Source organism: Brachybacterium sp. UMB0905 (genome assembly GCF_002871795.1).
GTDB lineage: Bacteria > Actinomycetota > Actinomycetes > Actinomycetales > Dermabacteraceae > Brachybacterium.
In genome coordinates this window covers 297092-315667 of sequence record NZ_PNHL01000001.1, presented here as the reverse complement: position 1 = coordinate 315667, position 18576 = coordinate 297092, and the positions used below count along the sequence as shown (strand labels likewise).

The 18576-nt window shown below is 70.2% G+C and carries 14 protein-coding genes and 1 pseudogene; 6 read left to right on the top strand and 9 right to left on the bottom strand.

What is annotated here, in order from left to right:
* Together CJ197_RS15470 and CJ197_RS14825 are read left to right on the top strand one after the other, a co-directional pair.
* The coding region (locus CJ197_RS15470; RefSeq protein ID WP_233190577.1) for a S1 family peptidase at positions 1-1009 on the top strand (1009 nt) is incomplete at its 5' end.
* An 18-nt stretch (positions 1010-1027) separates the two neighbouring features.
* Complete coding sequence (locus tag CJ197_RS14825) at positions 1028-1432, top strand: hypothetical protein (protein ID WP_146007680.1); 405 nt, start codon at positions 1028-1030, stop codon at positions 1430-1432.
* Between the two features lie 194 nt (positions 1433-1626).
* Here CJ197_RS14825 and CJ197_RS01380 read toward each other — a convergent pair.
* Positions 1627-2880, bottom strand: a pseudogene (locus CJ197_RS01380) (IS1380 family transposase); the annotation flags it as partial.
* Between the two features lie 150 nt (positions 2881-3030).
* Between CJ197_RS01380 and CJ197_RS01375 the strand changes: the two are divergent.
* Positions 3031-5871: a DNA polymerase III subunit gamma and tau gene (locus tag CJ197_RS01375; protein WP_102234962.1), complete on the top strand. Its 2841-nt coding sequence runs from the start codon at positions 3031-3033 to the stop codon at positions 5869-5871.
* Positions 5872-5894: 23 nt separating this feature from the next.
* Here CJ197_RS01375 and CJ197_RS15060 read toward each other — a convergent pair whose 3' ends face one another.
* Positions 5895-6425: a transcriptional regulator gene (locus CJ197_RS15060; protein WP_158239330.1), complete on the bottom strand. Its 531-nt coding sequence runs from the start codon at positions 6423-6425 to the stop codon at positions 5895-5897.
* Entirely contained in the window at positions 6422-7762 is a 1341-nt protein-coding gene (locus CJ197_RS01365) for a glycoside hydrolase family 125 protein (protein WP_102234961.1), read from the bottom strand. The genes CJ197_RS15060 and CJ197_RS01365 overlap by 4 nt, the downstream gene beginning before the upstream one ends.
* 127 nt (positions 7763-7889) lie before the next feature.
* On the opposite strand from CJ197_RS01365, the gene recR reads away from it, so the two are divergent.
* A complete protein-coding gene (gene recR, locus CJ197_RS01360) occupies positions 7890-8483 on the top strand; it encodes a recombination mediator RecR (RefSeq protein ID WP_102234960.1) in 594 nt (197 codons plus the stop codon).
* A 23-nt stretch (positions 8484-8506) separates the two neighbouring features.
* On the top strand, positions 8507-10231 hold the full coding sequence (locus CJ197_RS01355; protein ID WP_102234959.1) for a hypothetical protein: 1725 nt from the start codon (positions 8507-8509) through the stop codon (positions 10229-10231).
* A gap of 44 nt (positions 10232-10275) precedes the next feature.
* Here the strand turns inward: CJ197_RS01355 and CJ197_RS01350 are convergent, their stop codons facing one another.
* The 6 genes from CJ197_RS01350 to CJ197_RS01325 all read right to left on the bottom strand — a co-directional run bounded on the left by CJ197_RS01350 (position 10276) and on the right by CJ197_RS01325 (position 16837).
* Positions 10276-11457, bottom strand: a complete 1182-nt coding sequence (locus tag CJ197_RS01350) for an ABC transporter permease (protein WP_233190576.1) — start codon at positions 11455-11457, stop codon at positions 10276-10278.
* Entirely contained in the window at positions 11457-12443 is a 987-nt protein-coding gene (locus CJ197_RS01345; RefSeq protein WP_233190575.1) for an ABC transporter ATP-binding protein, read from the bottom strand. Before CJ197_RS01345 ends, CJ197_RS01350 begins: the two co-directional genes overlap by 1 nt.
* Positions 12444-12515: 72 nt before the next feature.
* A complete protein-coding gene (locus tag CJ197_RS01340; protein WP_102234957.1) occupies positions 12516-13856 on the bottom strand; it encodes a sugar ABC transporter substrate-binding protein in 1341 nt (446 codons plus the stop codon).
* Positions 13857-13887: 31 nt separating this feature from the next.
* On the bottom strand, positions 13888-15048 hold the full coding sequence (locus tag CJ197_RS01335) for a hypothetical protein (protein ID WP_102234956.1): 1161 nt from the start codon (positions 15046-15048) through the stop codon (positions 13888-13890).
* Positions 15049-15082: 34 nt separating this feature from the next.
* Positions 15083-15964, bottom strand: coding sequence for a carbohydrate ABC transporter permease (locus tag CJ197_RS01330; RefSeq protein ID WP_102234955.1), 882 nt, complete (start codon positions 15962-15964; stop codon positions 15083-15085).
* 9 nt (positions 15965-15973) lie between these two features.
* Positions 15974-16837 carry a carbohydrate ABC transporter permease gene (locus CJ197_RS01325; protein ID WP_102234954.1) on the bottom strand — a complete coding sequence of 288 codons (864 nt, stop codon included), beginning with the start codon at positions 16835-16837 and terminating at the stop codon, positions 15974-15976.
* A 162-nt stretch (positions 16838-16999) separates the two neighbouring features.
* Between CJ197_RS01325 and CJ197_RS01320 the strand changes: the two genes are divergently transcribed.
* The gene (locus CJ197_RS01320; protein ID WP_102234953.1) at positions 17000-18517 is read left to right on the top strand and encodes a mannitol dehydrogenase family protein; all 1518 of its coding nucleotides are present in this window, start codon (positions 17000-17002) and stop codon (positions 18515-18517) included.
* The last annotated feature ends 59 nt before the right edge of the window (positions 18518-18576 follow it).

The following is an 18576-nucleotide window of genomic DNA, read 5'->3' as shown; positions in this document are numbered from 1 at the left end:
CCGTCAAGATGCAAGGAACATTATCAGCGACCAGGAGGTAATTCTTTCGGTTGCGAATGAACTTGGGTTTGAATTTGACGAGGACGAGTCAGTTTATTTCGAGCCACACGGGCGAACTCAGACCGCAGTCGTGCATTCGAGCGACGAAGAGCACATATCCGCCTTTGCCGTCCTGCCCATCTCTGTCAACACAAAGATGCGAATAGAAGATGTCGATATTGAGTCGAGGATTCCGCTAGAAGTGTCCGACGAAACTGTGGCTGAGGTCAAAGAAAGTATCCCCGGTGTTCAGGGTGTATACGTTCGCGAGTCGGATGGCGCTTTGATGGTCGACGCAGTACCAACAACAGATGGTGCCCGGGCCTCCCGGGATCCTGGCGTACTTAAGGTGCGCGGCTATTCTACAACCATCGTGTCATACGGTGATGAGGCCGCAGATTCCCTACCAATTAGAGGCGGAGCCGCGATGAGCAAATGTACCGCTGGGCTTCCCGCCAAATATGGATCTTACAAAGGGTTCATTTCCGCTGCCCACTGCGACGATGTAACCAGACTGTTCGGCTCAACAAAGAACTCGGGGGTTTCAACCCGAGCAACCATGCGGAAGCAAATCCATAACGCCAATGCCGACATCGCATTCTATAGCGTATCTAGTTCTAATACGTTAACGAGAACCCGCTATGCCTCCTCGGCAACCTCGCCCGTTCGCGTTGGAGCCCCTGCAAGTGTCGGACCGGGAACCGTAGTATGCCACCGTGGTATGACCACGGGGTATCAGTGCGGGAGGGTTACTTCCATTGCATACAAGCCAACCTATAGCGGCGCATGTCCCGGAGGGACCTGCAATTCCGTGTTCGTGAGGGTCTCGGCGAAGCAGGAAGGGGGTGACAGCGGTGGACCTTGGGCTGCAGGATCAAGGCCAATCGGTATCCACAAGGGCGGTAGCTCGACCTTCAGCATTTACTCCAAGCTCCATCGGGTTCCCTCGGGAGTTCAGATTCTGTCTTAGGTCCAGAAAGACTCGATATTGAACGCGAAGAACCGCTTCGGATTATTACTGCTAATTGCTGCCGTCGCTTTATCGAGCTGTGTGTCTGCTGACCAAGGCGGCCACCCGGGAACTCCCGACGATACCTCCAACTTAGAGTGGATCAAGTACGCGGATGCCGGGGATGGCGGTGATGGTGCAGAGGTGTCAGGGGTCATCGTCAGCGTGGACGGCTGTCTTGGAATTGATAGAGATGATTCTGACGACCGCGCGATAATACTGCTAGCTTTTAGTGTCAAGGATGAGCGCCCAGCGTCGCTTGCTGAGGGTGATAAATTCGTTGGAGCTGGAGGTGAGATTCCGGCGCCAAAGACAGACGATTTCGAGTATCCAGCCTCTTGCAGCACCACGGGTTCCGTCTTCGTAGTGTCAATGAAGAGTTAGTGTCGGTCAAGAAACCTAGCCTCGATGTTTCATCGGGGTCGTGAGCTGGCTCGGGTGGCGTCGTTGCCGGTGTCCCGGGGGCTGATTCTGGTATGTGGGTGTGACGTTGTGTCGCAGTGTCCGTTGCGGGCGGCCCGGGTTCCACTGCCGGGGGTGAGGGTGCTGCTGGTCGTAGGGACGGTGGAGCGGGCGCGTCAGGTCTGGGCCACGGTGGTGCGTAGTCGGTTGATGCCGGTCAGGACGGTGGCGGCTTCCGGGGCGTGGCGGGCGAGGTGAAGGACCTTGTGACGGCAGCGCCGCACGAGCGTCGCGGGGATCTCGAACAGCCTCGCGCGTAGCCGTTTGGGCTCCCATTTCCGGGCATCATCGCTGGTGAAAGCGATGGTCTGCATCCATGCGACCAGCTCGCAGGCGAGCTGGATGATCTGGCACCAGATCTGGTTTTGGGTGAAGGACTGCAGCGGTAGCTTCAGCAGGCCCATGTCCTTGGCGTGACGGATCCGGTCCTCACACCGTGCCCGGCGACGGTGGCGCAGCTCCAGGACGGGAAGCTGTCCGCGGACGGTGTTGGTCGCGAACGCGGTGCTGCGCATGCCCTCATGATCGGTGATCCGCAGCTGCGCTCCGGGGTGCGGGCGTTCCTTACGCACGATCACCCGCATTCCCTCCGGCCAGCCTGTCAGGTCCAGCAGCCCGGTCAGCTCCGCCACCCAGGCTCCTTCACGGATACCGTCGCTATCGGTGTCATAGGCGGCAGTCCACGCCCCCGCCTCATCGATGCGCTCCAGCAGGTCAGGGGTGTTCGCTGGGAGGGTGAACCCGACCGAGTAGGCCAGTCGCTGCCGGTTAAGCCAGCCCACGAAATCCTTCGTGCCACCAGCCCCATCGGTGTGGATCAGGATCTTCTTCGAGCCCCGCCCGTCCCGGGAAAGCAGTCCCGCGGGCAGCTGCGCGAGGGCCTCACGGGTGAGGGCGATGTGATCAGCAGCGGTGTTCGAGCCCGCGTTGCCCGGACGCAGCTGGATCGCCAGCGGTTCACCGGTCCCGCCGCTGCCATGGTCGAGGAACGCGCACAAAGGGTGGTAGCCGAAACCACGTGTGAACGTCGGGGCGGCCTGCTCCTTCTGGCTGTGGACGTTGATCAAGGTGGCATCCAGATCGATGACCAGCGGGGTCTTCGCACTGGCCCCTCCGGCTGGGGAATGCTCCCCAGCCAAAGCCCAGGCTCTCTCCCGCGCGGCCTGGCGAGCTGTGGAGATCGCTGCGATCATCGCCGGGGCGTCGTCGGCCAGGGTCCTGAGCGTGCGGGAGATCGTCGGGGTTGAGGCCACCGGACCGAACAGGCCCGGCTCGCACCGCAGCAGATCAGTATCCCGAGCGGTGTCGCCACCGATCGCGCACGTCAGGGCCAGGTCCAGCAGAACCTTCACCGCGTGATGCTCCGCCAACCCCAACTCGATGACCTAAGTCAGGTCGGACGGCTCCCGCCGCTGTCGCAGGGCGCCGAAGGCGCCATGATCCCGGGGCGCTCATGGCGATCATGTGAGCGCCGACGAGAGCTGTGATAGTCCGCGCGCGCCCTGAACTAGCCTGTACGGGTGGCCACCGCTCTGTACCGTCGTTACCGCCCGGAGTCCTTCGCCGAGGTGATCGGCCAGGACCACGTCACCACGCCGCTGCGGCGTGCGCTGAACGCGGGCCGGGTGGGTCACGCCTACCTGTTCTCCGGGCCGCGCGGCTGTGGCAAGACGACCTCCGCCCGCATCCTCGCGCGCTGCCTGAACTGCGCCGAGGGCCCCACCGACACCCCGTGCGGGACCTGCGACTCGTGCCGTGACCTGGCGCGCGGCGGTGCCGGCTCCCTCGATGTGGTGGAGATCGACGCCGCCAGCCACGGCGGTGTGGATGATGCCCGTGAGCTGCGTGAACGCGCCTCCTTCGCTCCCGTGCGGGACCGCTACAAGGTGTTCATCATCGACGAGGCCCACATGGTGACCTCCGCCGGCTTCAACGCGCTGCTGAAGCTCGTCGAGGAGCCGCCGGAGCACGTGAAGTTCGTGTTCGCCACGACCGAGCCGGACAAGGTCATCGGCACCATCCGCTCCCGCACCCACCACTACCCCTTCCGCCTCATTCCCCCGCAGGTGCTCGGCCCCTACCTCGAGGAGGTCTGCGCCGCGGAGGACGTCTCCGTGGGCGAGGGCGTGATGCCGCTCGTGGTGCGCGCCGGCGGGGGCAGCGCCCGCGATTCCATGTCGGTGCTGGACCAACTCATGGCCGGCTCCGGGGACGACGGCCTCGACTTCCCGACCGCGATCGCGCTGCTGGGCTTCACCGACACGGCCCTGCTGGACCGCGCCATCACGGCCGTGGCCGAGCACGACGCGGCGGCGCTGTACGGCGCGGTCGAGCAGGTGCTTGCCACCGGGCATGAGCCGCGGCGCTTCGTGGAGGATCTGCTGGAGCGGATCCGGGACCTCATCGTGCTGGCTGCGGTGCCGGAGCGGGGCGCGGATCTGCTGCCCCAGGTTCCGGCCGATGAGCTCGAGCGCATGCGCGAGCAGGCCGCCGCCTTCCAACCCGCGGACCTTTCCCGCTGTGGTGACCTCGTCAATGAGGCGCTGTCCACGATGACCGGTGCGACGTCGCCGCGACTGCACCTCGAGCTGCTGGCCGCGCGCCTCGTGCTGCGCGCCGAGCGCGCTGCGGGGGCAGCGCCAGCGGGTGCAGGGGTGCCGGCGGGCGCGGGGACGCCGGGCGGATCGGGGCCGACGGGGGAGCGCGGCCGGTCCGCCGCGCCGGGTGGTCCGGCGCCGACGGGTGCAGGCGGAGCCCGGGAGGAAGCCCGGCGGATCGCGCAGCAGAAGGCTGAAGCTTCCCGCCAGGCTCGTGGCGGCCGGCAGCCCCAGCGCGGGGCAGCTGAGGGGGCGCCCGCGCAGCAGCGCCCGGGTGCGGCGCCGCAGCAGGTCCCGGCAGAGCAGGTGGAACAGCAGCGCGCCCCGCAGGGCCCGCCAGAGGCGGGGCCGGGGCCCGAGGCAGCACCGGCGCCGTCCGCAGAGCCCGCCCCGCAGGCCAGCGGAGTCGGTGGTACCGGGGCTGCCGGGGTTGCCGGGGGTGCCGATGCTGCGGAGGAGCTGCGCGGGCACTGGTCCGCGATCCTCGATGAGCTGCAGCAGATCCGTCGGCCCGCCTGGGCGCTCGTCTCCCAGAACGCCCACGTGCATGCCGTGCAGGGCAGCACCCTGGTGCTGGGCTTCCGCACCGAGGGGCTCGTGGCCGCCTTCCACCGCGGCACCGCGGCGCAGAACGTGGCCGATGCCGTCCGGCGCATCACCCACCAGGAGCTGACCGTCGACGCTGTCGTCGGCGAGGATCCGGGCCCCGGCAGAGGCGGCCCCGATGGCGGGCCGCGGGGCGACGGCCCCGTCGGTGGGCCCGCCGGGGGAGGCCCCGGCCCGGGCGCGTCCCCTGCTGCCCCGCCGCGCCAGCAGAGCCCACGCGGCGGCGGGGCCTGGGGCGATGCCGCCGCGGCCATGACCCCCAGCCGCCCGGCACCCCCGCGCGAGGAGGCGCCTGCAGCCTCCGCCGGGCAGCGCGCTTCCGAGCGAGCGATGCGCGCCGCCGAACGAGCCTCCGCGGCACGAGCGAACGCCGGACCGTCGCCCGAGGACTTCCCGCCCGAGCCCGATGACCCCTACCCGCCGGAGCCCGAGGACGCCTACCCCCCGGACCCCCGCGAGGACACCTACCCGGCGCCTGCCCCCGGTGGCCCAGCACAGGCTGCTCCGGGATCGCGCGCCGAGGAGGGGCAGGAGGCTCGCGCGAGCAACGACGCCCAGCCGCGGGAGGCAGGCCGCACATCGCCGCAAACCCCGAACGACCCGGCACCCGAGGTCGAGGACGAGGGGCGAGATTCTCTGCCCGACGGTGAGCCGCGCACTTTCGGCCAGGCCGCGCTGCGTCGCGCGATCGCCGAAGGCCGCGTGATCCGCTCCCGCCCCGCACAGAATTCCCCGACCAGCCCCGGGAGCGGCCCCGCGCAGGATGCCGGGAATGACGAGGCTGACGCCCCGACCGCACCGCCGAGCCCGACGGAGTCCGGGCTCGCGGCCCCGCCCATCCAGGGACCGGCGGCGGACGGCCCCGCAGAGAGCACGTCGGCAGCGCCCGCCCCGACGGAGCCCGCGCCCGCTGAGCCCGCGCGCAGTGGGGCAGCGCTCGTGCGGGAGGCCGCGCAGGCCTCGCGGGCCGCGCATGCGCAGCGCGGCCGTGGCTTAGCGCGCACCGCCATGGCCCCACCGCCGGAGGAAGACCCCACCGGCGGTGCGACCCGCGATGACGAGGACGCAGTGATCACCACCCGCTCAGGCCGTGAGGTGATCGAGCAGGTGCTGGGCGGCCGCGTGCTCGAGGTGATCGACGAGACCGCGGGCCGCTGACCCCGTCGGCCCCACTTACCCGCTCAGCCCTCCCGCGGCTCGAGCAGGCTCACCAGATCCGTGCGCAGCGTCGCCGGGTTCACGTCCGGGCCCGGCATCGTCACGTAGAACTCCCAGAACGGGAAGATCATCTGCTCCCCGGCCTCCCCGATCTCTTCGGTGAACGCCCCCCACGCCTCGGCGAGCCCGCCATAGGCCCCGCGGTGGGAGATGCGAGCCACGCGCCCGCCCGGCAGCACCGATCCGGTGACCACATACCCGCTGGGCAGCTCGATCTCGCCCTCAAGCACCCGGCCCACCGGGAAGCCCACCTCGCAGTCCGCCGTGGAGACCGGCTGACGGTGATGCAGCGCCAACGCCGGGCCGATCGGCGCGATAGCTGCCCCGGCCAGCGCCTCGGCCAGATGCGTGAACGTGCCATCCATGAGGGAGGCCATGTCGTACATCGGGAAATCCTGCTGGCGCACCACCGCGGTGGGCACCTCGGGCGCCGTCTCGATCCGGCAGTGCTCCAGGGCCTCCGTATCGCCGTACGGCGTCGGCATCGCCGTCATCGCTCGGCCTCCTCGCGGGAGACACCGGCGAGATCCAGCGCCAGCTCGCAGAACATCGAGTTGGACCAGGAGAACCACTCGCGCGTGAAGATCGTCGGGTCATCCACGTGCACACCCTCATGCATCATCCCGGTGCCACCGTCGGTGCGCATCAGCTGCTCGAGCAGGCGCAGCTTCTCAGCCGGGTCGCTGAGCGTCAGCCCCTCGACCGACTTCGCGATCGGCCACACGTGATCCTTCGGGGTGTGCGGGGAGCCGACGCCCTCGAGGTACAGGCCTGCGAAGAAGAACGGGTTGGTGCGCGAGAGCACCGCGGCGCGGGTGGCGCGGTAGGTGGGATCATCCTGCTCCACGCAGCGCAGGTAGGGCAGGGACAGCAGGCTCGGCACGTTCGCGTCATCCATGAACAGGTGCTGGCCCATGCCGTCGATCTCATACGCCCAGATCTGCTCGCCATCGGGCCCGTCGATCCGGCCGTGCTCCTCGAGCGCCGCGCGGATCTCCCCGGCCAGGCGACGCGCGGTCGCGGCATCGTCCGCCTCCCCGGCGACGTGCTCCAGCAGGTCCCCCAGCCGCTCCAGCGCGAGCGCCAGGAAGAAGTTCCCGGGAATGTTGTAGCCCAGCTCGCAGCGATCATCGGAAGGCCGGAACCCCGCCCACACCAGGCCGTTGGGCACCGTCTTAGAGCCCTTGCCATCACGCGCCAGGGTGTCGGACGGCGGGCAGTTCTCGCGGCGGAAGAAGTACTTTGAGCGCTCCTCGTGATGCTGCTCGGTCTGCACCACCTCGAGGATCGCGCGGGCGGCCGGCAGGAACTGGTCATCGGCCCACGACGTATCCCCGGTCGCGCGCCACAGCCGCCACGCCAGATCCGGGCCGTAGGACAGCGAGTCCAGCTCGAACTTGCGCTCCCACGCCCACGGGTTGTTCAGCTCGGTGTCATCGCTGTCCCAGTGGGAGGCGTCCGCGGTGCGGTTGAAAGCATTGGCGTACGGGTCGATGACGAGGTACATCCAGTGCCGCCGCAGCAGCCCGGCCAGCACCTCCACCAGCTCCGCCCGGTCCGCGTCCGAGCCCACGCCGCCGACCACCAGGCGCAGCAGCGGAGTCAGCTGGGCCGCGGAATCCCGCAGCCACATCGCCGGGATGTCCCCGGTGATCACGAAGGTGGTGCCGTCCTCCTCCCGGCTGACGGTGGTCTCGGCCGTGTTGCGCAGGTAGCCGATGACCCGCTCGGCGATGGCCTCGCAGGTGGGGGCCGGGGCGTCGGTCGCCGCGGCGATGCCGGAACGGACGCGCTCGGCCACGTCATCGAGCAGTGCGGAAGGGAGCTGCACAGTGGTCACCTCGTCACAGGATGGTTGGTGGAGAACCAGGCTAGCGGCACATCACGCCGACGGGGCGCAGTGCCCCCGACGCCGACGGGGCGCAGCGTCCACCGCGCCGCCCACTACAGTGGCCTGCGTGTACGAAGGCATTGTCCAGGATCTGATCGACGAGCTCGGCCGCCTGCCGGGCATCGGCCCCAAGTCCGCCCAGCGCATCGCATTCCACCTGCTGGACGCGGACGATGCTGCCGTGCGCCGCCTCGCGGACGTCCTCATCCAGGTCAAGGACACCGTGCGCTTCTGCGAGATCTGCGGGAACGTCTCCTCCGCCGAACGCTGCCGCATCTGCGCCGACCCCCGCCGCAGCGAGGAGGTCATCTGTGTGGTCGAGGAGTCCAAGGACATCATCGCCATCGAACGGATCCGCGAGTTCCGCGGCCGCTATCACGTGCTCGGCGGCGCGATCGACCCCATCGGCGGCGTGGGCCCGAACGACCTGCGCATCACCCAGCTCATGAGCCGCCTGGGCACCGGGGAGTCCACCGAGGTGATCCTTGCGCTGGACCCGAACATCGAGGGGGAGGCCACCGCCGCGTACCTCTCGCGCCTGCTCGCGCCGCTCGAGCTGACCGTGACGCGTCTGGCCTCCGGCCTGCCGGTGGGCGGGGACCTGGATTACGCCGATGAGATGACGCTTGGGCGCGCCTTCCTGGGCCGCCGCAGCGTATGAGCTGACGACCGGACAGCGCCGACGTGACCTCCCCGATGCTGCACCCGAACCAGCGGGCCCTGCCGCCGCTGCGGAACCTCCCGGCCCCGCCACGGGTCCCGGAGGAACCGGCCTCGCTCGTGCCGCCCGCCGAGATCATGCTGTACTCCCGCCGCACCCTCGGGGCCCGGGTGCTGCGTCGCCTCTGGGCGCCCGCCCTCGTGCTGCTGGCCCTGTGGTACCTGCTGCTGGTGATGTACGTGCTGGGCCCCTCGCCCACCCTGTGGTTCTTCGGGGTGCTGTTCTCCCTGGCCGATGCATCCATGCTGACCTCGCTCACCACCCAGATGGGCTTCTCCGGGACGTCGCTGGCCTGGTCCTTCGCCCTCGTCCCGCTGATCGCGACGGCTGTGAGCCTGCTGCCGGCGCTCGCGGCCCCGCCGCTGCTGGGCGCGATGCGACCGCGCGAGCACCTGAGCGAGGAGACGTTCCGCCGCGCCGCCGCGAACCGCCTGACGCTGCTGCTCATGGCGGTCCCGATCCTCACCGTGGTGCTGCTGCCGCTGGTGACCGCGCTGCCGCTCGGCCAGCCCTGGCAGACCCTCGGGCCCGGCCACCTGTCCATGTGGTGCCTGGCGCTCGCGGTGCTGCCGCTGGCCTGGGTGCTCGTGCGCGCCACGCTCGCGATCCACCGTCTGCTGGGGCTTGAGCGCATGGAGACGCTGCGCAAAGCCGCGATGCTCGGCAGTGACCGGGAAGTGCTCGAGCAGCGCCGCGCTGCCCTGTGGGCGCAGGACCGTCGGCACCTGCCACCCACCCCCGGCAGCCCCCAGGACGGCGCAGAGCTGAGCGGCCGCGGCATCCTCACGGCGCTGCTGGCCATGGGCCGCTCCGCCCTGGTGTGGGTGCTGCCCGCCGCGGCACTCACCGGCTGGACGATCTTCGGCCTCACGGACTTCATCGCCCTGTTCACGGGGCTTGCCGCCGAGGACCTCACGCAGCTGCGCACCCCGGTGCGGCTGCCGCAGCTGCTGCTGGCCGCCCCCGTTCTGCTGCTCGCGACCGCGCTCGGGGGACTCGCCCCGGTGGCCGCGATTCGCCTGTCCACGGCGCAGCGAGCCGAGGTCCGCGATCAGCGCACCGTCCCGCAGTGGGAACGTCGGGCCCGTGCGAACCCGTGGGAGGCGCGCGTCTGCGGCCTCGCCGGCTGGCTGGTGGCCGCCCTGCAGCTCGGCGCGTGGCTGCTCGTCGGCGTGCTGCTGCCCGTCACCGGGCTTGCCAGCGGCGTCACCTGGGCCTGGGTGGTGTTCGCCGTGCTGCTGCTGGTGCCGCTCGCAGGCGGGGCAGCGGCCTTCGCGATGCGCCGCAACCTGCGCGATGTGCTCTACGGGCCCGCGGGTGCGTATATGCGTCGGCCCGCCCCGTATGCCCTGGTCGCCCCCGATATCGGCACCCGGGCGGACCGCGCGCGGGACCCTGCGGTGCGGGCAGCGCTGCGCCAGCGCCGACGGGCCGAGGGCGGCGAGTACGACCTCGAGGCCTTCGACCTCGATGCGGCCGATGACCGGCTGTGGGTGGACGATGATCTGCCCGGCGCGACCGACACCGAGATCCGGGAGGCGGACCTCGCCGCCGGGCGGCTGCCGGACTTCGGCGGCGAAGGGTCGGCGTTCACCGGCGGCGGGCGGGCGGCCGGCTCCCTCGAGGGGGCCGACGGGGGCGCGAGCCACACGATTCCCGAGCAGATCGGGCCGCCGTCCCGCGGCTGAGCAGCCGGTTGCGCGGGCCCGGGTCAGGTGCGCGCGAGCTCGACTCAGGCGATCCGGGTCCCCTTGCCCAGACGCCCGATCGGCACGCCGATACGGTGCACCGCGAGCACGAGCGAGCCACCCCCGGCGAGCATCCACATCGCCAGGCCCATCGGCCACAGCGGTCGGTTGGGCGGCGTCGCGAGATGCTCCGGGTAGCCGGGATCCTCTGGGGAACAGTTCACCCGGTGGGAGGGGTGGTTCGATGTGGCGACGGTCCGCATCCCCGCTTTGAGCAGCACGAGCGCATCCATGTCGGGGCCCTCACTGGCGTTGATGTCCATATTCACGCGGGGCGCGGCCTCCGCCAGCAGCACCACCGGGTTCGCCCACATCAGCGGCAGCGAGAGATCTGCCCGCACCACGCGGCGCTCCCGCATCTGGGGCTCGCAGATCCAGCGGTCGCTCGAGCTGTCGTAGGTCCCGCGATACGTCTGGACCGTCGTGTCGTACTGGAGGAACGCCGCGGAGGTCGCCCAGGTGATCGGCGCTACCGCTGTCACCCCGAACACGAGGGCATACATGAGCACCACGGAGCCCAGCTGCCGTGCCGTCAGCGCCGAGAGCCCCAGCCCGATCGAGGTCACGCACAGGGTGAGCAGGCTCAGCACCAGCACCAAGCGCAGCATGTAGAAGATACCTACCTGGCCCAGCAGCGCCAGCGGCACCACCGACGGCAGGGCGAGAACCTGGAAGGCGAGCCCGGTCGCGAAGCCCGCAAGGAGCTTGCCGAGCACCAGCTCGGCGGGGCTCAGCAGGCTCACCTGCAGCGTCGCGAGTGTCCCGGCGGTGCGGTCACCATTGATCGACCCGGCCGAGAGCGCCGGCACCACCAGCAGCATCGCGAACAGCACGAGGATCATCTGCAGGCTGAACAGCACCCGCGCGGTGACGCGCACGTCCACCCAGGAGCCGCTGTACATCATCGGGCCCAGCGCCAGGAGGCCGATGCCCAGCAGCACCAGCGTCCACACGCCGAGCGCGATGTACCAGCGCAGGGAGCGCAGGCGCTGCTTGAGCTCGAGCGCGGTCACCAGCCACACGCCGCGCGGCCGCAGCTGCCAGCGCCCATTGGCGAGCGGCCGCTTCCGCAAAGCCGCGGGTGGGGACGGAGGCAGCGCATCCCCGCCGGGCGGCAGCGCGGAGCCGGGCGGGGGCCCGGAGGGTGAGGGCATCATCGCGGTCATCACAGGGCTCCCTCACGTCGGGCGGCATCGGAGGCGAGGTAGGCGGCCTCCAGGGTGCCGGTGGCGGGCGCGAACTCGATCAGCTGCGCCTGCTCAGCGGTCAGATCGGCGAGCAGTCGGGCGGCGGTGCGGTCATCGGGCAGGGAGATCAGCGCCTCAGCATGCCCGGAGATCGTCTGCTGCGCGGGCATCACTCCGCCATGCCGCACCCCGAGGCGATCCAGGGCCACCTCGAGCGCCTGATGGTGCAGCGAGCCCACCCGCCAGGTGCGCGGCCGCGCGGCGAGCTCGTGCACGCTCGCGGCGTCCACCACCTCGCCGGCATCCATGAACACCACGTGGTCGGCCATCTCCTCCAGCTCGGAGAGGATGTGGCTGGACAGCAGCACGGTCGATCCCTGGGCGGCGCGCGTCCGCACCACCCGCAGCAGGCGGCGCCGGGAGGCCGGATCCAGCCCCGAGGCGGGTTCATCGAGGATCAGCACCGAGGGGTCATGGACGAGCGCCCGCGCGAGCCCCAGCCGCTGCTTCTGTCCGCGTGAGAGCACATGCGCCCGCTGCTGCGCGAGGCTGGTCAGATCCAGCAGCTCGAGCAGATGATCCACGCGCTCACGTAGCTGCGCGGTGGGTAGGAAGTAGGCCCGCCCCATCGTCTCGAGCACCTCGAGCACCGTCAGCGAGTCCCAGGCGCCGAACTGGTCCGGCATCCAGCCCACGCGGGCCCGCACCGCGGGGGAGTCCTCGGCGGGGTCGATGCCGTCCACGAGCACTCGGCCGGTATCCGGCCGCAGCAGCGAGGCCAGCATCAGCATGAGCGTCGACTTCCCGCAACCGTTCGGCCCCACGAGCGCGGTCACCGCCCCGCGCGGCGCGGTGAAGGACAGGTTCGCGACGGCCTGCACCGCCCCGAAGGCCCGGGAGACCTGCTCGGCCCGCAGCCCGTCGGCCGCGGGGCTCTCCGGACCGGGCTGAGGGGATCCGGGCACGCCGAACCACGGCCCGTCGGCCTCGTATCCGTGGGTCCCCGGCCTGTCTTCCCCCACCCCGGTCATGGGACCTCAGCCCTCCATCGCCGCGTTGCCGGCTTCCTGCGCCTGCGGGACGCCCTCCTCGGCGGGCAGGCGGCCGATGAAGATCTCCTGGAAGATCGGGATCGCGGCCATCAGCCCGTCGTTCGCGCGCTCGCCGGTGTCCGCGGGCGCTGGATCCTTCGCCGCCTCGACGAACACCGAGACATCCACGCCCTTGTCCGCCCAGAAGTCGATGAACGCATCCTGCGCATCCACATGGCCGGGGAAGGAAACGCCCTGCTCGCCCAGCGGCAGCTGGCCCTCCTTCGAGCCCAGCCAGGTCAGCAGCGCGGCGATGCCCTCCTGCTGGTCCTCGTCGGCCTTCGCGTTGCCCACCGCGACCACGCCGTGGACCAGGGACTTTGCGCCCGCCGGGCCCTTCACGGGCGGGGCGATCGCCCACGGGAACGAATCCGCGACCCCCTCGCTGATGGCCAGCAGGTTGTACGGACCGGACTGGAACAGCCCCAGCTTCCCCTGCGTGAACAGGTCTCGGGAGAAGTCACCGTTCTCATTGGTGTCCGCGGCCGACGGGGCCACGTGATCCTCGTTCACGAGCGCCTGCATGTAGTCGAAGGCCGCGATGCCCTCCTCGGAGGCGAAGACGTAGCGGTCATCCTCCTGCCAGGTCGCACCGTTGGAGGCGAGGAAGGGGCCGATGATGGCCTGTCGGTCTGCGGCGGAGTTGAAGCCGTACTGCTCGCGGGCATCGGCCGCGAAATCGTCCTCGCCCGGGTGGCGGCCGTCCTTGTCGAGGGTCAGGGCCCGCGCGGCGTCGCGCAGCGAGTCGGTCTCCGCATCCGGATCGAACTCCAGGGCCTCGGGGTCCACGTCGGCGGCCTCCACCAGGTCCTGGTTGTAGAACGTCGCGATCGAATCCCAGATCTGGGGGACGCCCCACAGCTTGTCGTCTCGCGTGTACAGGTCCACGACGGACTTCTCCCACTGGTCGGCGCCGCCCTCGACGACGTCATCGATCGCCAGCAGATGCCCGGCATCCGCGTAGCGCACGAAGTTCGCGGAGTTCATCCAGTACACATCCGCGGCGTCACCGCTCGCGGTGTCCAGCGGCAGGCGCGTCCAGTAGTCGTTCCACGGGACCACATCGATCGTCACCGACCAGCCGGTCTCCTCCTTGAAAGCGGCGAAGGACTCCTCATAGGCGGGCACGGCGTTCTGCTCCCACAGGCGGAAGGTGAGGCTCTTCTCCCCGCTGGCCTCACCGCCGCCTTCGTCGCCGCCTCCGCTCGAGGACGGAGAGCAGGCGGCGGCCACGCCGAGCAGACCAGCGGCGGCAGTGGCAGAGAGCATGGTGCGGCGAGTGAACATGGAGAGGTCCTTCCGATGGGCGATCACCCCATTATCTCTGCCTAGACCCGGTCGTGGGGGACGTGAGGGCGGCGGGGATGGACCACGCGCGAGCCAGCGGCGGCGGCATCACCCGCGGATCATGCGGCAGCACCCGGGCGAACAGCCACCGCGAGAGGTGCCGACGCATCCCGCGGCGCAGCGTGAGCGCCTCCTGCGGTGTCGCGCTCAGCTGGATCAGCCGGCCGGTTCCGGTGACGGTCACACGGTGCGGGGCCCGACGGATGCGCGCGTGCGCGTACGGCTCGCCGAGCCACAGCAGCCACAGCGGCCGCGGACTCAGGCCATGCCATCCGCTGCGGTGCCGCAGCGTGGACAGGCTCTGCGGCGAGGCCTCTGGGGAGTACCAGGGGGTGGCGCCGCGGATGCTCACCCCGCTGATCGGGGCTGCCTGCGCCGCGAACGCTCCGGTGTGCTCCGCGACGCGCACCAGCAGCTCCGCGACGGCATCGCGCTGCCGGTCATCGCGCAGGGCAGAGACAGGGACGGTGGCCGAGGCGCGCCAGAAAGCCCGCGCGACGGTGCTCGCATCCGGGATGAGCACCGCGCCGGGCAGCAGCTCGGCGCCGATGGTGCGTACAGCCGTGGCGGGGTCCGGGGCGGGGGCAGTGTCGCCAGGGGAGGGGGTGGCGTGCAGGCCGTACCAGCTGAGGGTCAGCACCAGCCCGGCGGGCGGATCATCGGCCGATGAGTGGGCGTGCGCGACGTCGGAGTCCGGGGCAGTGGGGAGGCGCCTCAGCGGCACCTCCTCCTGCGCGCTGCGCACCCAGAGCGCCTCGGCGTCATCGAGCAACGCGCCGCCGTGCTCTGCCGCGAGGTGAGCGCAGGCGTCCAGCACTCGCTGCAGCTCCTCATCGGTGCGGGCCTCGATCCGCGCTGTGAGCTCCACCAGAGCGGTGCCCGGGGTGATGTTCGCACCGCGCAGATCCCAGGCGGTGGGTGCGGCCGGAGCGGGATCCTGCTGGAGGCTCACGCAATGGATCACGGGCCGGCCCGTCGCGCCATCGATCACCTCGGTGCCGCCATCCAGGCCAGCCTGCACCGTGTCGGCGCTGTGTGCGGTGACGGTCAGGCCGCCGACGCCCTCGAGCGCTGCGACCTGCGCGTCCTGGGGTATGCGCGCGGGAGAGAGGAGCGCCAGCTCGATGCTCATGGCGCCAGCGTACGGGGCCGCTTGCCCGTCGGCCCTACCGGAGCGTCTCGCCCACCGAGCCCGTGATCTGCTTCTGGAACACGATCATGAGGATCACCAGCGGCAGCACCGCAAGGGTGGTGCCGGCCATGACGAGGGTCCAGTTGTTGTTGTACTGCGACTGCAAGGACGCTGTCGCCACGGTGATCACGCGCCATTCGGGCCCGGAGGTGATCACCATCGGCCACATGAAGCTGTTCCAGTGCGTGACCACCGTGATCAGCACGAGCGTGACGATGATCGGGCGGTTCAGTGGGACCACCAGGCTCCACAGCAGCCGCAGCGTCCCCGCACCATCGACCCGCATCGCGTCGATCAGCTCGCCGGGCACACCGCGGAAGTTCTCGCGCAGCAGGAAGATCGCGTACGGCGAGCCCAGCACGAAGGGGATCACGAGCGCCCAGAACGTGTTGCGCAGCCCCACCTCGGACAGCATCAGATACAGCGGCACCACCACCACGACCTGCGGCACCATGAGCGTCGCGACATACACCCAGAACAGCAGGTCACGGCCAGGGAAGCGCAGCAGCGCGAAGGCGTAGGCGGCGAGCACCGAGAACACCATCTGGCCGACCAGGATCACCGCGACCATCTGCACGGTCACGACCACGGGGGTGAGGAAACCATCGGGCGTGGTCAGCAATTCGACGACATTGTCCAGCACCGGCGGGGCGGGGATCGAGAGCGGGCCCTGCTGCGCGAACTGGCGCGTCGAGGTCAGGGCCGTCATCACCGAGACCGCGAACGGCCCCAGCGTGAGCAGGACCGCGACCAGCAGCACCAGGTAGGTGGCGACGTAGCCCAGGAGCCGACCGGGGGAGCGGTGACGGGATCCGGTGCGGGGCGCGTCGGGCTGTGCTGTGGTGTCGTGAGGCATCGGCGCTCCCTAGCTCATGTCGTAGGTGATGCGCGAGGAGAACCAGCGCTGCTGGATCAGCGTGATCACCACGAGCAGGACGAACAGGATCACAGCCACCGCACTCGCGCGGCCCAGGCGGCCGGAGACGAAGGCCTCGTTGTAGATCAGGGAGGCGATCACCTCGGTGCGACGCTGCGGACCGCCGCCGGTGAGCGCGAAGACCATGTCGAACACCTGGAAGCTCGCGACCACCTGCGTGACCGCGAGGAAGAACGTGGTGGGGCGCAGCAGCGGGATGGTCATCGCGGTGAGCCGACGCAGCGGGCCCGCGCCATCCAGGGTCGCGGCCTCGTAGATCGAGACGGGGATCCGGCCCAGGCCCGCCTGGAAGAACAGGGAGATGTAGCCGACGTTCTGCCAGATCGCCACAAACGCCACCGCCGGCAGCGCGAGCGACGGATCCGTGAGCCACTCGATCCGCACCCCCAGGATCTGGTTCAGCGCGCCGACGGAGGGCTGGAAGATCCACTTCCACACCACGCCCAGGGCCAGCGGTGCGCACACCCACGGGATCACCACGACCACGCGGGCCACCGCCGAGCCCGGCAGGGCGCGCACCAGCTGGGTCGCGAGAATCAGCCCCAGCACCAGCGAAACCGGCACCGAGATGAGCGTGAAGATCGCGGTGACCAGCAGGGAGTTGGCGAGCACCCCGTCGGCCAGGAGGCTGCGGTAGTTCTCCAGGCCCACGAATTGCTGTTCGCCCAGCAGGCTCCACCGGAACAGCGAGACCACGAACGCGAGTGCCACCGGCAGGATGAGGAACGCGGTCACGCCGATCAGGCTGGGCGCGATGAGCAGCCAGCCCGCCAGGGGACGACGCGGGCTCACGCCGCGCTCCCGCAGATGGTGGAAAAGTCATTCACCTGCACCACGGTAGTCCTCCGCGGCAATCCGCGCGGCGCGGGCCCGTGCGGCCCGGGCCCGTCGGCCCCGCGCCCGGCGACGTCGGCCCGATAGCCTCGTGAACCAGACCACCCCGGAAGGACCCCCATGACTGCGCTGACCGCCGCCGCCCTGCCCCAGATCGCCCAGGAGGGCCGCGTCGCTGTCCCGGATTACCCGCTCGAGCAGCGCCAGGTGGGGATCGTGCACATCGGCGTGGGCGGTTTCCATCGGGCCCACCAGGCGATGTACCTGGACCGCCTGATGCGCGCAGGACGCGACCTCGACTGGGCGATCTGCGGGGTCGGCCTGCTGCCGGGCGATGCCCGCATGCGTGATGCCCTCGCCACCCAGGACGGCCTGTACACGCTGGTCACCAAGGCGCCCGACGGGTCGCGGGAGCCACGCGTGATCGGCAGCATCGCCGAGTATCTTCACGCCCCCGAGGACCCCGAGGCCGTGCTCGCGCGGATGGCGGACCCGGCGGTGCGGATCGTGTCCCTGACCGTCACCGAGGGCGGCTACAACTACAACCCCTCCACCGGCGAGTTCCAGGAGTCCACGCCCGAGGTGGCCGCCGACATCGCCGCGGACGTCACGACGAGCGCGCCGCACACGATGTTCGGGTACGTGGTGGAGGCGCTGCGGCGTCGGCGCGAGGCGGGGACCGCTCCGTTCACTGTCATGTCCTGCGACAACGTGCGCGGCAACGGGGATCTGGCCCGGCGCATGATGCTCGCCTACGCCGAGCTGCGCGACGGTGCCGGCGGCGCCGGGAGCGAGCCGATGGCGCCGTGGATCCGCGAGCACGTCGCCTTCCCCAACTGCATGGTGGACCGCATCACCCCCGTGACCGCGCCCGAGGACGTGGCGATGGTGGAGCAGGACTTCGGGATCGCGGACCGTTGGCCGGTGGTCAGCGAGGACTTCGTGCAGTGGGTGCTCGAGGACCATTTCCCCACCGGCCGACCCGCCTGGGAGAAGGCGGGCGTGCAGATGGTCGGCGATGTCGAGCCCTACGAGCTGATGAAGCTGCGCCTGCTGAACTGCTCCCACCAGGCGATCGCGTACTTCGGGCTGCTGCTGGGGCACACCTACGCCGACGAGGCCGCCGTGGATGCGGACCTGGCGCCGTTCACGCGCGTGCTCTACATGGAACGGGAGGGGGCGCCGACGGTGCCCGCCGTGCCCGGCTTGGACCTGGACGCCTATCAGGACCAGCTCATGGAGCGTTTCGCGAACGTGCATGTCAAAGACACGCTCGCGCGGCTCGCGGCGGAGAGCTCCGACCGGATCCCCACCTGGCTGATGCCCGTGATCCGCGAGAACCTCGCGGCGGGTCGGGACGTGAGCGCCTCGGCGGCGATCGTGGCGTCCTGGGCGCGCTATGCGGAGGGCACGGGAGAGAACGGCGAGCAGTGGCCGGTGGTGGATCGCCTGCGCGACCGCGTCATGGGTGCGGCCGCCCAGCACGACGAGGACCTGCTGGCGTTCCTGCGCGATGAGGAGCTGTTCGGTGACCTTGCGGAGCACGAGGCCTTCACGCGGCCGTACCTCGCGGCGCTGACCACGCTGCGCGAGCGCGGAGCCCGCGCCCTCCTGCGCGAGCTCGTGCAGACGCTCTGACCCGCGCGGGGCCCTGCCCTGCCTGGCCTGCCTGGCCTGCCCCGCCCTGCCCCCTCGCC